Here is a 13,560-nt window from a genome sequence, read left to right as displayed (position 1 = left end):
AAAGTGAAAGTCCAAATTTTATATTTGATTTCTTGAACTTTATCTGCAGATCTTTCGTCCTTAATTGTACATTGTAAACTGTAAATTGTAATATTGCAGGAGGTATAACATGTCAGTGTTAAAGCAACAATTATTAGATAAGATAAATAATAAAACCGCAAAAGTTGGTGTCGTTGGACTTGGTTATGTTGGATTACCATTAGCTGTAGAGAAGGCTAATGCTGGATACCAAACTATTGGATTTGATGTCCAAGAAGAAAAAGTGAATATGGTCAACGAAGGAAAGAACTATATAGGTGATGTAGTAGATGAAAATCTAAAAGAGATAGTAGAAGCAAAGACTTTGAAAGCTACTACAGACTTTAGTTTTGTTAAGGATGTAGATACCATTTGTATTTGCGTACCTACGCCATTAGACTTATATAAGCAACCAGATTTATCATACGTTGTAGATTCAACAAGAAGTGTTGCAGAGTATTTGCATAAGGGCATGCTTGTTATTCTTGAAAGTACTACATATCCAGGAACAACAGAGGAAATTCTTAAGCCAATTTTAGAAGAAAGCGGTCTTAAATGTGGAAAAGACTTTTTCTTAGCATTCTCACCAGAGAGAGTTGATCCGGGTAATAAGGATTTTAATACTAAAAATACTCCAAAGGTTGTTGGAGGATGCAGTGAAGACTGTACTGAAGTTGCGGCAGCATTATATAGAAATATATTAGAGGGAGATATACATACAGTATCATCACCAGCTGTAGCTGAAATGGAAAAGATATTAGAAAATACTTTCAGAAATATAAATATTGGATTAGCTAATGAAATGGCTATTTTATGTAATAGAATGGGAATAGACGTATGGGAAGTTATAGATGCAGCTAAAACTAAGCCTTATGGGTTTATGCCATTTTATCCAGGTCCAGGACTAGGTGGTCACTGTATACCACTTGATCCATTCTATTTAGAATGGAAGGCAAAAGAATATGATTACCATACAAGATTAATTGAAACATCAGGAGAAATTAATGATTCAATGCCTGAATTTGTTTTAGATAATGTAATGAAAATTTTAAATCAAAATAAGAAAGCATTAAATGGAGCTAAAGTTCTTTTATTAGGTGTTGCATATAAAAATGATATTGATGATTATAGAGAATCGCCAGCATTTAAGGTAATAGAATTATTAGAGAAAAATGGTGCTGACCTTATGGTAAATGATCCATATTGCCCAATATCTAAATATAAGGGCAAGGTATACAATTCAGTGGATTGGACAGAAGTTATAGATGATTCTGATATTGTAATCATAACAACTAATCATAGCTGTTATGATTATGAATCAATTGTGGCTAGGGCAGAAGTTGTATATGATACAAGAAATGCAACTAAGAATGTAGTTAATAACAGAGAGAAGATACATAAATTGTAATATATAGTACATAGTATAAAGGCAATTTATTTTGCATAATAAGTATAAAGATTGTGAAACTAATTTATTAGTTTCACATGTTTTATAATTATTTTATTTAATATGAGCTATAAAGTGAAATTTTTCAGTTGGAGTTTTATATTCCAACTCAATTAAGTTGAAATTATACCTTAAGGGGGTACTTATTACCCATCAGATACTTGTCTTAAATCATAAGGTTCACATTAGCTGTCATTTTCTAAAAATGGCAGCTTTAGAACGACTAGATATCATATAATATAACTTATGGGTATATGTTAGATTTATACTGATTATGTTTTAAATAAATATAATTAAAAAATTGTATAGTGAAAGGACAGTATAAATGAAAAAAATAATTAGTTTTTTAATACCTATATTACTTGCAATTATAGTTACAGTATCAATTAATAATTATTTAGATAAGCAAATAATAGAATTAACTCAAGAAAAGAATGTTTCTCAGATTGGTGCTAAATATGGAGATTTAACAAAAGATAAAAGTGCAATAATTAAAAAAATAATATCCGACAAAGGAGATTTATTTTTAATGGGATCTTCTGAAATGGGAGTGGATACTCCTCAAAATGCAATACAATTTTTCCCGTTTGAAGGAGCTGATTATAATGTAAGCTGCTTTGGACGAGCGTATACTCAAGATTTACAGCAAGCAACTGTACTCGGAGGCTGTGATTTAAAAGAAAATCAAAATATAGCACTTATAGTTTCTAGTCAATGGTTTGAAGATCCAGAAGGAATGCAAGCTAAAAATTTTGCAGTTAATTTTTCAGATATACAATTCTATAATTTTCTTAATAATCCTAAAATAAGTGAGGAGAATAAGGAATACTATGCTAAAAGGGTTTACAATTTCTTGGTGGAGGCAAAAAAGTATTCAGCAGAAGCTCTTTATGCAAGATTATATTATAGCAAAAGCCCATTAAAAAAATATGCAATGGTAGTAATGAATCCATATTATAAGATTAGTGGGTATTTATTAAATGTTAAAGATAAAGCGTTAATTTATAAAGAATTGAAGGCATTACCCAATAAGCAAAGTAATACAGAACTTAAAAGCGTAAATTGGCAAGATGAGTATGAAAAAATCCAAAAAGAGAATAGTGAATTAGTATCTACAAATCAATTTAAGCTTCAAGATGATTGTTATAATAAGAATTTAAAAGATGTAGTAGATAAGATCAAAGGCAATTCAAAAGGTGAGGATTTAATAAACTCAAAAGAAATGAATGATTATAAATTTCTTTTAAGTGTATGTAAGGAACTTAATATAAAGCCATACATAATAATGCCTCCAGTAAATGGTTGGTATAATGATTATTTGGGACTTGATAAGGGAAAAAGGAACGAGTATTACAATAAAATTAAAATGCTAGCAGAAGAACAAGATATTGATGTTCTTGATTTAAGTGAAAACGACTATAAACAATATTTCTTAATTGATATAATGCATTTAGGCAAAGAAGGGTGGTTGAAAGTAAGTGAAGGAATTTATAAGCATTTTGATCAACGATAAGGATTTTAAGAGGACTATAGTAGTATCAATAACGGTAGTGTTAGCATTAGTAATTTATTTTTTTTATTCATTAAATGATATACCATTTGTATACAGTCAATTTTAAAATAATAGGGGGCAAAGTTATGAGGATATTAGAAAGTATTGATAAATTTGCAAATACAGAAAGAGTAGCAGTTAGATGTTTAGGAAATGAACTTACATATAAGGAATTGAAAGACTATTCAAATAAAGTTGCAACGTACCTTTTAGAAGAATTTAAAGAAGATAGAAAACCTATAGTTATCTATGGGAATAAGGAAAATGAAATCTTACCTGTAATGATGGGCGCATTAAAATCTGGAAGAGCTTATGTACCACTAGACATATCTTTTCCAACAGATAGAATAAATCAAATAATAACAGAGGTTAAGCCTAAGGTTATATTTAATTGCACAGAGAATCCCATAAATGTAGATAATATATTAGAGTTGAATTTAATTGCAATAGAAGATATTTTTAATAGTAATCATACCATATCAGTAACAAAGAAGAATTGGGTAACAGATGAAGATAATTGTTATATCTTATTTACATCTGGTAGTACTGGAAAACCTAAAGGTGTTCAAATTAATAAAAGAAATCTTGATTCATTTATAACTTGGTTTGAAAAAGATACTTATGTTGATGATAGTTCAACAGTTATGTTAAATCAACCAGCATATTCTTTTGATTTATCTGTAGTACCATTATATCTTGGATTATGCAATGGAAAAACTTTATTTAGTTTAGCTAAGAGCACATTACAAGATTTAAGTGAAATGTTTACTCAATTAATTGAATCAGATATAGAATGCTGGGTATCAACACCTACATTAGCTGACATTTGCAATAAGTTTGATGATTTTAATAGTAAATCTATGAGCAAAATCTCAAAGTTTATATTTATAGGAGAAGTACTTACTAAGAATACAGCAAAAATTCTTATGGAAAGATTTCCAGATGCTAAGATTATAAATGCTTATGGACCAACAGAAGCAACTGTAGCAATTTCTGTAATTGATATAACTAAGGAAATGTTAGAGGATAAAAATCCACTACCTATAGGATATCCTATTCCAAATTGTGAATTAAGAATAGAAGATGAAGATGGAAATAAATTAAAAGATGGCGAAAAAGGAGAACTTGTTGTAGTAGGAGATAATGTAAGTATAGGATATCTTAATAATGAAGAAATGACTAACAAGGTTTTCTTTAAAACTAATGGTGATAAACAAGGTTATAAAACAGGAGATTTAGCTTATTATGAGAATGGGATATTATATTATTCTGGAAGAAAAGATTTTCAAATAAAGTTAAATGGATTCAGAATTGAAATTGAGGATATAGAAAATAATTTAAGAAAAGTGGAAAATATAAATAATGTAGCAGTACTTCCTGTATATAATGATGAAAATAAGATTGCTCATTTAACAGCATTTATAGTTCTTAACAAAGAAAATGATTTATCAAATTTAAAAAATTCAATAATAATAAAAGAAGAATTGAAAAAGTTTATACCAGCATATATGATCCCAAGGAATATTAAGATTTTAAAGAGATTCCCTTTAAATACTAATGGGAAGATTGACAGAAAGAAACTTATGGAGGACTTGAGATGACGTTAACTCAATATGGAGATTATTTTTATTTATATATATTAATGATTTCTTTAATCCCAGCTATCATTTTGGGATTATTACAAAAGCCTATTAAGTATTATGGATTATTTTTATCAGTAGTAATGATAGTTGCTATTATGGGAGTTAGATTTGATAATATAAATAATATTTCATTATCTATGAAAGGCATATACCATGCTATATTAGATGATAAGATACAAATTGTGTTATTTCTTATATTTTTAATAGGGGAAATTATATTAATAAAAGGATATTTTGAGATAAGAAAAAAGACTGATAACAAGTACTTATATTATTCTGTCTTATTCAGCTCAATGTTACCAATAATAATTTTAAAAATAACACCTTTAACTAAACTAGGAACAATAGGATTTATAGGTCTTTCATATCTTAATTTCAAAGCCATACAAATGATTATTGAAATATATGATAAAACTATAACAGAACTAAGCATTTTAAACACATTGTACTTTTTTTTGTTTTTTCCAACATTAAGTTCTGGGCCAGTAGACAGATCAAGAAGATTCAATGAAGATATAGAAAAAAAGATAAGTAGAAAAGAGTACGTAAATGATTATTTAATTTCAGGATGTGAACATATATTTAGAGGCTTTTTATATAAATTTGTAATTTCAGTAATTATAAGTACATTGTGGATGAACAAAATTCCAACACAAGTTACATTTATTAATTCATTAAACTACATGTATGCTTATAGTTTGTATCTATTCTTTGATTTTGCAGGATATAGTGCCTTTGCAGTAGGAACAAGCTATATTTTAGGAATTAGAGCACCAGAAAACTTTAATAAACCTTTCTTAAGTAAGGATATGAAAGAATTTTGGAATAGATGGCACATATCATTATCAAAATGGTTTGGAGATTACATATATTCAAGATTTGTTTTAAATAGCATGAGAAAAAAAAGATTTAAAAATAGAATAATTGCTTCTCATGTGGGGCAAATGATAACAATGGGTATTATGGGATTTTGGCATGGATTTGAAGTGTTTTATATTATATATGGTTTATATCAAGGAGCAGCATTAGTATTCACTGATATGTATCAAAGAAAATCAAAGTTCTATAAAGCTCATAAAAAAGAAAAATGGTTTCAATATGTGCAAATAATAATAACATTTCATATAGCATGTTTTGGATTATTAATATTTTCAGGATATTTATTTACTAAATAGGAGGAGTTAAAATGGAAGAAAAAGTATTGGATATGTTGATAGAAGTTACAGGAAGTGACGATATCGCTGAAGAAAAAGACATAGACTTATTTGAAGCAGGACTACTTGATTCTTTAGGAATTATAGAAGTGATACTAAAAATTGAAGAAGTTTTTGGATTAAAGTTACAACCAACAGATTTAGAAAAGAAAGATATGGCTACAGTTAACAATTTAATAGCATTTTTACAAAGTAAAATTGCATAAAGTCTTGAAAAGTATATAGTAGAATATTATAATAAAATGGGATGTCTAAACATTCCATTTTTTATTGTGAATTAGAATAATTGAATAAACTTGGTAGGCAAGTGGTTTGTACTAATTAGCATGTGCAGAATTATATGGGATTATTGATTATGCGAAATCAGTAGGCGGTATTTATGAAGAGAAATCTTGATTTTTGCTATTTATATAACTAAAACATATGGTAATTATGTACATTGTTGAGTTTTAAATATAAATCTAGAAAAATTTTTTTAATATATAAAGAGGTTACAAAGAAATGAAAAAAATAATGAGTTTTTTAATACCAATAATAATATCAATTGTGATTGCAATTATAGTCACATTTATTATAAATACAACATTAGATAATAAGTTAGCTAGTCTAATGCAAGAAAGAGATGTTTCTTTAATTGGTAACAACTATGGAGATGTAGTTAAAGATAAAAGTGCACTAGATAAGACATTGTTGTCCAATGAAGGAACTCTGTTTTTACTAGGATCATCTGAAATGGGAGTGCAAGTTCCACAGAATTCAATAAATATGTTTCCATTTAAAGGGGCTGAATATAGAACAAGCTGTTTTGGAAGAGCATTTGTTCAAGACTTACAACAAGCCACTTATCTGGGTTCAGGAAACATACAAGAAAATCAAAAGGTAACTCTTTTACTTTCAATGCAATGGTTTGAAGAAAAGGATGCTATATTACCATATAATTTTGCTGTTAACTTTTCAGATATGCAGTTTTATAAATTTTTAAATAATCCTAAAATAAGTGAAGTAAATAAACAGTATTATTGTGAACGCATATACACAATGTTAAATAAGGCTAAAAAGTATCCAGCAGAAGCATTTTATGCTAGATTATATTATAAACCAACAATGTTAAAAAAAGCTATAATGCTAATGTTTGAACCGTATTATAAAATTAAAGAGTATTTATTAGATATTCAAGATAAAGCATTACTTTATAAAGAGCTGAAGGATTTGCCCCTAAAAAGTAATAAGCAAGAATTGAAAGAAATTAATTGGGCAGATGAATATGCGAAGGTCAAAGAAGAAAATGATAAAAACACATATACTAATGAATTCCATTTAGATGATAAATATTATAAAAAAAATTTAGCGGAATTGACTAAAACTAAAGGAATATCAAGTGGTGAAAATCCTATTGAGTCAAAAGAGATAGATGATTATAAATTTTTCTTAAGTGTTTGCAAGGATCTTAATATAGAACCCTATGTTATTTTGCTTCCAGTCAATGGATGGTATTATAATTATGTAGAACTTCCTAAAGATAAAAGAGATGAGTATTATGACAAGGTAAAAAAAATAGCAGAAGATAATAAAGTTGAAGTCCTTAATTTACAAGAATATGAGAACAAAGAAGGTTTTCTAGCAGATCCAAAACATTTAGGAAATGAAGGGTGGTTAAAAGTAAGTGAAGAAATTTATAAACATTTTAACAAATAATAAAGAGTTTAATAGAACAGTAATGTTAACAGCATTTTTGGTGGCAGTTTTAGTAGTATATTTCTTTTATTCATCATCTGATTTGCCATTTGTGTATAGTCAATTTTAATAGAAAAAATATAACTTCTATCAAATATTTTAATTAAGAATTCACATCAGCATTACTGATATTACCAGAAACAAACTTATGGAGGAATCAAAATGACATTAGTTCAATACGGTGATTATTTTTATTTGTATGTATTAATGATTGCTTTAATACCAGCTATTATTTTAGGATTATTAGAAAAACAGATTAAGTATTATGGTGTTTTTTTATCAATTTTAATGATAATGGCAATTATGGGAATAGGAAAAGTATTTCCATTGTTTCTATTATCAGAAATTACATTAATTAAAGTATATTTTATCTTGAGAAAAAAGACAGATAATAAATATTTATATTATTTTGTTTTATTTTGTTCTATGTTACCAGTAATTATTTTTAAAGTAAGTGCTATAACAACTGTAAGAAGTATAGGATTTATAGGGCTTTCATATCTTAATTTTAAAGCTATACAGATGGTTATTGAAATATATGATGGAACTATTAAAGAAGTTAGTATATTAAAAACATTATATTTCTTTTTATTTTTTCCGACATTAATTTCTGGGCCGATAGATAGATCAAGAAGATTTGAAAATGACTTAGAAAAAAGTATAAATAGAGAAGAATATATTAAGGATTATTTATATTTTGGTATAAAACGTATAATTAGAGGAATAATATACAAATTCGTAATAGCTGACTTAATTAATGCATTGTGGATGACTAAAATTCCTACTGAGGTAACATTTATAAATTCATTAAATTATATGTATGCATATAGCTTATATCTGTTTTTTGATTTTGCAGGATACACAGCTTTTGCAGTAGGTACAAGTTATATATTAGGTATAAGAATGCCAGAGAATTTTAATAAACCATTTTTAAGTAAAGACATGAAAGAATTTTGGACTAGATGGCATATATCATTATCAAAATGGTTTGGAGATTATATATATTCAAGATTTGTATTAAATAGTATGAGAAATAAAAGATTTAAAAATAGGATTAAGGCTTCACATATAGGACAATTATTAACAATGTTCATTATGGGAGTATGGCATGATTTAAAATGGTATTATATTATATATGGACTTTATCAAGGTTTAGCATTAGTAGGTACAGATATATATCAACATAATTCAAAATTTTATAAAAAACATAAAAAAGAAAAATGGTTTCAGTATATTCAAATAGTAGTAACATTTCATATAGCATGTTTTGGCTTATTATTATTTTCGGGATATTTATATTCAAAATAGGAGGAAACTTTAACTGATTTAATATTTTTTTGAATATGTCTAAAATTTAATTGCAATATAATTTTGCAATATATTTTTAAAGTGGTTATCTTTGAAATTTCAAGATAACCACTTTAAAAATATATTTGTAGTAAAAAGGTTTTATTTATATTATATTTGTGAGACTACATATAATTTATAAAAACAGAGTAAAATAAATATTATAGAATTTATGAAATCTAAATAAATATATATAAAGATTGAAATAGGAATTGGTGATTAAATGAGAGATATAAATTCAAAATTGAGGAATAAATTAAATTTATTGACACATCTTATAGCTAAAATTGAGAAAGATGATGTATTTGCATTAGCATCTCAATTAGCATATTATTTAATGTTGTCTTTTTTCCCATTTATGTTATTTTTAATGACATTAGTTGGGTTTAGTGATTTAAGTTCTAGTGAAATATTAGAGGGGTTAAGTCTTATTTTACCCCAGAAAATACTGGAGTTAACACAGTCAACGATTAAAGAGGTATCTGACAATCAATATACAGGATTATTAGGATTATCTATAGTATTGATGATATGGACAGCATCCTCTGCTTTTAAAGCTATAATTAAAAGTGTAAATAAGGCTTATAACTTTGAAGAAGATAGATCGTTTATTAAACTCTCAATTATATCGATGTTAGGAATATTGGCATTGGCATTAATTATTATATTAGCCTTAACAATGTTAGTATTTGGGAATGTAATAGGGGAATATATTAAAAACACTGCTGGATTTTATAAGATTATATTTATTATTTGGAATATATTTCGATATGCTTTTATATTTATTATTATGATATTCATATTTGCAATCATTTATAGGCTTGTGCCAGCTAAAAGGCTTACATGGAAAGAAGTTATTCCAGGTTCTATATTTAGTACAATAGGTTGGATATTAGTATCTTTTGCCTTCTCATTTTATATTGATAATTTTAATAATTATTCTAGATTTTATGGAAGTCTTGGTGCTGTATTTATACTTATGACTTGGTTATTTCTCATATCAATAATAATTATTTTAGGAGTAGAAATAAATTTTGTCATATCAAAAATTAAATAATCATAGGAGTAAATATGCTACATTGTATTTTGAGATAGCATATTTATTTTGTTTTTTAATGAACATTCACAAGTGGAAATTGATATACAAATTCCATAAGTGGATTTTATTATATTTAATTTTTATTTTTAATGAATATAAATCACTGAAGTGGATATAACTTTAGAAGAAAAATATTCAGGAGGTAAAATATGAATAAAATAATATTATTAGGAAGATTGGTTAAGGACCCTGAACTAAGACACACTGAAAATAGTGATAAGATTTATACTAAATTTACAATTGCTGTACAGAGAAATTTTAAACTACCTGATGGAGTTAGAGAAGCAGATTTTATACCAATTATAGTTTGGGGTAAAAAAGCTGAAGCTATAGTCAAGTATATGAAAAAAGGTAGCCTTATAACTTTAAGTGGAAGACTTAGAACAGGTAGTTATGATGATAAGGATGGGAACCGAAAATATATAGCAGAAGTTGTGGCAGAAGATTTTAAATTTCTTGAAAATAAGAGAACTGAAACACAGGCTTTGGAGAATTAATAAGTTATATTTGATTACTTGATTAAAGAAAAATTTAAAGCTGAAAGATCGAATTTTTATTTATCTATCATGGGATTATAAAATCGATAAGGATAAAAATGTTTTAAGAAATATTTTAACATACAAAACAAGCAATATATTTGGATGAACTCTTTCAACAGATAGATATATTAATATAAAACAAATAATATGATTATTAATAATACTATTTGTTTTGATTTAATAATACTAAATATGTGGCGATAAAAATAAAAGATATGGATTATATTGAAAATAACAGGATATAAAAAATATTTATACAAAAAGTGTTGCATTTAGTAAGTAGTGTGTTATAATAGACGCGTAAACGATATCTACGAAATATTTTTCAATTATGGTTAAATAAAAAAAGAGATTATGAGATAAGAAAGAGCTATTAGCTCTTTTTTTATTTGCAATATATATTTTTATTGTTAAAGAAGTATTGTATTAATAATTATGGAAATGATGTCAATCAAATTTCGACAAATGAAATTATAATTATGAGGATTTGAAGCATCTATATGTTGTAAAAGCCAACGAGAAAAGTTTTATTGTCAATAAAAAAAAATATGAATTTTGAAATAGCGGACATGCTTTGACAATTTATTAACATATCATGTGATAGTATTAATATGTAAATAAGAACTATTAATCAAGGAGTTGAATGGGTATGAATTTAGTTGAGGAATACACATCTATTAATGGGGATGATGATGATGTGGAGTTTAGGTATGCTTACAGACTTATAAAAAAGGATTATAAGGGAATAATAGCATACGGAATTGAAATTGAAAGAAAAGATTATGTAGATTTAATAAATATAAATTTGGAGAGAGAAAAGATAGATATAATTTCGCCTAATAGATATAAGGTAAAACAATTACTCATGAAGTTATATAATAATCAAGTATCGCCTCTCCATTTAATTGATATTATAGGGAGTTATGTAGATGAACATATTTATGAATTTGATATTGGAATACAAGAACAAGCTATAAATTAGTAGCAAAAGATAGCAATAATTAAATATTTACGCTAATATGTAGTAATATATTACTAAGAGAGGCGATAAATTATGATTATTGGAATTGGTACTGATATAATAGAAATTAATAGAATAGAAAAGGTAATAATGAGAACAAGTAGTTTTATTGAAAAATCATTTACTAGTAATGAGATTGAATATTTTAAATTAAAAGGGTTAAAGGGTAATGTAATAGCTGGAAATTTTGCGGCTAAAGAAGCAATTAGTAAAGCCTTAGGAACGGGATTTAGAGGTTTTGGATTGCAAGACATTGAAGTGCTTCGAGATGAGTTAGGAAAGCCAATTGTGAATTTGAGTCATAAGATTTATAAGTTATTAGATATAAAGGAATTTAATATACATGTCAGTATTTCACATAGTAAAGAAAGTGCAATAGCTTATGCAGTGATGGAGGCGATATAATGTTTGAAATTTTTTCAGCTAATCAGTGCAAAGAAATGGATAAACAGACTATTGATAATATCGGAATTCCAGGAAGTATACTTATGGAGAATGCTGCAATAGGTATATTCAGAGAATTGGTGGATAAAGGCGAATCATTTTTAATAATATGTGGAAAAGGTAACAATGGAGGGGACGCCCTAGCATTATGTAGGCATTTAATACTAGAGGGGAAAAAAGTAAAGGTTTATATAGTAAATGAAGATGAACATTATACAGATGATTTTAAGATTAATTTCAATATATTAAAAAACTTAATTAATAAAAGAGAAATTTTCTTTATAAAATCAGAAAATAATATAAATGGGAATATAATTAATGACCTTAAAAATTATGACGTAGTAATAGATGGGATTTTTGGTGTTGGACTTAATAAAGATTTAACAGGGATGTTTAAGAAAGTTATAGAATATGTAAATATCTATGGAAAGTTCATAGTATCAATTGATATTCCATCAGGTTTGGATTGTGATTTGGGAATTGAGAGGGGAATTGCAGTACATGCTGATATTACTTATACATTTGAGGTTATTAAACAAGGATTTTTAAATTATAAAGCAATTAATTGTGTTGGAAATATGAAAATGTTAAAAATAGGGGTACCAGAATGTATTAAAAAAATAAACTCTGGAAATTTTTATATTTTAGAAAAGCAGGAATATAAACAATTACTTTGTAAAAGAGAGATTTATGGTCACAAAGGAAGTTATGGTAGAGCATTAGTTATAGCAGGGAGAATTGGATTTACAGGAGCAGCTTTCATCACTACAGAATGTACAGTTAGGTCAGGTGCTGGATTAACTACATTGATATGTAGCGAAGAGGTTCAAATAGCCCTATCAAGCAGATTGATAGAAGCTATGACATTAACTTGGGATAATAATAATGTGATAGAGCTGATGAAAAATGCAAGTTCTATTGCTTTTGGACCTGGAATTGGAACGGGTGACAGGCAAGAAAAATTATTGAAACAAGTTATAAACAATAGCAAATGTCCAATAGTAATTGATGCAGATGGAATAACTTTAATCGGGAAAGACAAGTCTTTGCTAGATAATTTAAAAGGCAGAGCAATTATTACTCCACATCCAGGTGAAATGGCACGATTTTTAGGAATAACTGTTGAAGATGTGGAATGTGATAGAACTAATATAACAAGAGCGGTTGCAAAGAAATACGGAATAGTTGTTTTATTAAAGGGGTATAATACTGTAATTTCAAATGGGAAAGATATTTATATAAATCCAACTGGAAATAGTAAAATGGCATCAGGAGGTATGGGAGATGCATTAACAGGAATAATAAATGCATTTCTTTCACAAGGTGTTAATTTAGTACAAGCAGCACTTCTAGGTGCATATATTCATGGAAATATAGCTGACAAATTTAGGAAACAAGCTTACATAGTAAATGCAAGGGATATTATAAATGAATTGCCTAAAGAAATTAATAGTATAATTTATTAATTAAGAATAAAAGTCTGGAGATTTTCATAAATAGTA

General features: G+C 26.9%; 13 protein-coding genes. All 13 read left to right on the top strand.

The window, feature by feature from the left end:
* The first annotated feature begins 109 nt into the window (after nucleotides 1-109).
* The 13 genes from LLF98_RS06830 (at nucleotide 110) to LLF98_RS06770 (ending at nucleotide 13,524) form a co-directional block, all read left to right on the top strand.
* Nucleotides 110-1,426 (top strand): nucleotide sugar dehydrogenase, encoded by a 1,317-nt coding sequence (locus LLF98_RS06830; protein ID WP_291702144.1) that lies wholly within the window; start codon nucleotides 110-112, stop codon nucleotides 1,424-1,426.
* Nucleotides 1,427-1,790: 364 nt separating this feature from the next.
* On the top strand, nucleotides 1,791-2,978 hold the full coding sequence (gene dltD, locus LLF98_RS06825; protein WP_291702142.1) for a D-alanyl-lipoteichoic acid biosynthesis protein DltD: 1,188 nt from the start codon (nucleotides 1,791-1,793) through the stop codon (nucleotides 2,976-2,978).
* A gap of 125 nt (nucleotides 2,979-3,103) precedes the next feature.
* Entirely contained in the window at nucleotides 3,104-4,618 is a 1,515-nt protein-coding gene (dltA, locus tag LLF98_RS06820) for a D-alanine--poly(phosphoribitol) ligase subunit DltA (protein ID WP_291702140.1), read from the top strand.
* Nucleotides 4,615-5,835 carry a D-alanyl-lipoteichoic acid biosynthesis protein DltB gene (gene dltB / locus LLF98_RS06815; RefSeq protein ID WP_291702138.1) on the top strand — a complete coding sequence of 407 codons (1,221 nt, stop codon included), beginning with the start codon at nucleotides 4,615-4,617 and terminating at the stop codon, nucleotides 5,833-5,835. Before dltA ends, dltB (LLF98_RS06815) begins: the two co-directional genes overlap by 4 nt.
* A gap of 11 nt (nucleotides 5,836-5,846) precedes the next feature.
* Nucleotides 5,847-6,080: a D-alanine--poly(phosphoribitol) ligase subunit 2 gene (dltC, locus tag LLF98_RS06810; protein WP_291702137.1), complete on the top strand. Its 234-nt coding sequence runs from the start codon at nucleotides 5,847-5,849 to the stop codon at nucleotides 6,078-6,080.
* 295 nt (nucleotides 6,081-6,375) lie between these two features.
* Nucleotides 6,376-7,569 (top strand): D-alanyl-lipoteichoic acid biosynthesis protein DltD, encoded by a 1,194-nt coding sequence (gene dltD / locus LLF98_RS06805; RefSeq protein ID WP_291702135.1) that lies wholly within the window; start codon nucleotides 6,376-6,378, stop codon nucleotides 7,567-7,569.
* Nucleotides 7,538-7,678 carry a hypothetical protein gene (locus LLF98_RS06800; protein ID WP_291702134.1) on the top strand — a complete coding sequence of 47 codons (141 nt, stop codon included), beginning with the start codon at nucleotides 7,538-7,540 and terminating at the stop codon, nucleotides 7,676-7,678. Before dltD (LLF98_RS06805) ends, LLF98_RS06800 begins: the two co-directional genes overlap by 32 nt.
* Nucleotides 7,679-7,770: 92 nt before the next feature.
* Nucleotides 7,771-8,916, top strand: a complete 1,146-nt coding sequence (gene dltB / locus LLF98_RS06795; RefSeq protein WP_291702133.1) for a D-alanyl-lipoteichoic acid biosynthesis protein DltB — start codon at nucleotides 7,771-7,773, stop codon at nucleotides 8,914-8,916.
* A 262-nt stretch (nucleotides 8,917-9,178) separates the two neighbouring features.
* Entirely contained in the window at nucleotides 9,179-10,012 is an 834-nt protein-coding gene (locus tag LLF98_RS06790) for a YihY/virulence factor BrkB family protein (RefSeq protein ID WP_291702131.1), read from the top strand.
* A gap of 191 nt (nucleotides 10,013-10,203) precedes the next feature.
* Entirely contained in the window at nucleotides 10,204-10,551 is a 348-nt protein-coding gene (locus LLF98_RS06785) for a single-stranded DNA-binding protein (RefSeq protein WP_291702129.1), read from the top strand.
* A 691-nt stretch (nucleotides 10,552-11,242) separates the two neighbouring features.
* On the top strand, nucleotides 11,243-11,575 hold the full coding sequence (locus LLF98_RS06780; RefSeq protein ID WP_291702128.1) for a DUF6514 family protein: 333 nt from the start codon (nucleotides 11,243-11,245) through the stop codon (nucleotides 11,573-11,575).
* A gap of 72 nt (nucleotides 11,576-11,647) precedes the next feature.
* Entirely contained in the window at nucleotides 11,648-12,019 is a 372-nt protein-coding gene (gene acpS, locus LLF98_RS06775) for a holo-ACP synthase (RefSeq protein ID WP_291702127.1), read from the top strand.
* A complete protein-coding gene (locus LLF98_RS06770) occupies nucleotides 12,019-13,524 on the top strand; it encodes an NAD(P)H-hydrate dehydratase (RefSeq protein ID WP_291702125.1) in 1,506 nt (501 codons plus the stop codon). Before acpS ends, LLF98_RS06770 begins: the two co-directional genes overlap by 1 nt.
* Nucleotides 13,525-13,560 lie beyond the last annotated feature (36 nt).

The sequence above is a fragment of the Clostridium sp. genome, from assembly GCF_021372645.1.
Classification (GTDB): Bacteria; Bacillota; Clostridia; order Clostridiales; family Clostridiaceae; genus Clostridium.
The sequence above is the reverse complement of the archived record's forward strand: the minus strand, read 5'-3'. Positions and strand labels throughout refer to the sequence as shown.

Excerpts from the sequence above, each read along its gene's own strand:
- LLF98_RS06830 (WP_291702144.1), top strand. The coding sequence starts at position 110 with ATGTCAGTGTTAAAGCAACAATTATTAGATAAGATAAATAATAAAACC.
- dltD (WP_291702142.1), top strand. The coding sequence starts at position 1,791 with ATGAAAAAAATAATTAGTTTTTTAATACCTATATTACTTGCAATTATA.
- dltA (WP_291702140.1), top strand. The coding sequence starts at position 3,104 with ATGAGGATATTAGAAAGTATTGATAAATTTGCAAATACAGAAAGAGTA.
- dltB (WP_291702138.1), top strand. The coding sequence starts at position 4,615 with ATGACGTTAACTCAATATGGAGATTATTTTTATTTATATATATTAATG.
- dltC (WP_291702137.1), top strand. The coding sequence starts at position 5,847 with ATGGAAGAAAAAGTATTGGATATGTTGATAGAAGTTACAGGAAGTGAC.
- dltD (WP_291702135.1), top strand. The coding sequence starts at position 6,376 with ATGAAAAAAATAATGAGTTTTTTAATACCAATAATAATATCAATTGTG.
- dltB (WP_291702133.1), top strand. The coding sequence starts at position 7,771 with ATGACATTAGTTCAATACGGTGATTATTTTTATTTGTATGTATTAATG.
- LLF98_RS06790 (WP_291702131.1), top strand. The coding sequence starts at position 9,179 with ATGAGAGATATAAATTCAAAATTGAGGAATAAATTAAATTTATTGACA.
- LLF98_RS06785 (WP_291702129.1), top strand. The coding sequence starts at position 10,204 with ATGAATAAAATAATATTATTAGGAAGATTGGTTAAGGACCCTGAACTA.
- LLF98_RS06780 (WP_291702128.1), top strand. The coding sequence starts at position 11,243 with ATGAATTTAGTTGAGGAATACACATCTATTAATGGGGATGATGATGAT.
- acpS (WP_291702127.1), top strand. The coding sequence starts at position 11,648 with ATGATTATTGGAATTGGTACTGATATAATAGAAATTAATAGAATAGAA.
- LLF98_RS06770 (WP_291702125.1), top strand. The coding sequence starts at position 12,019 with ATGTTTGAAATTTTTTCAGCTAATCAGTGCAAAGAAATGGATAAACAG.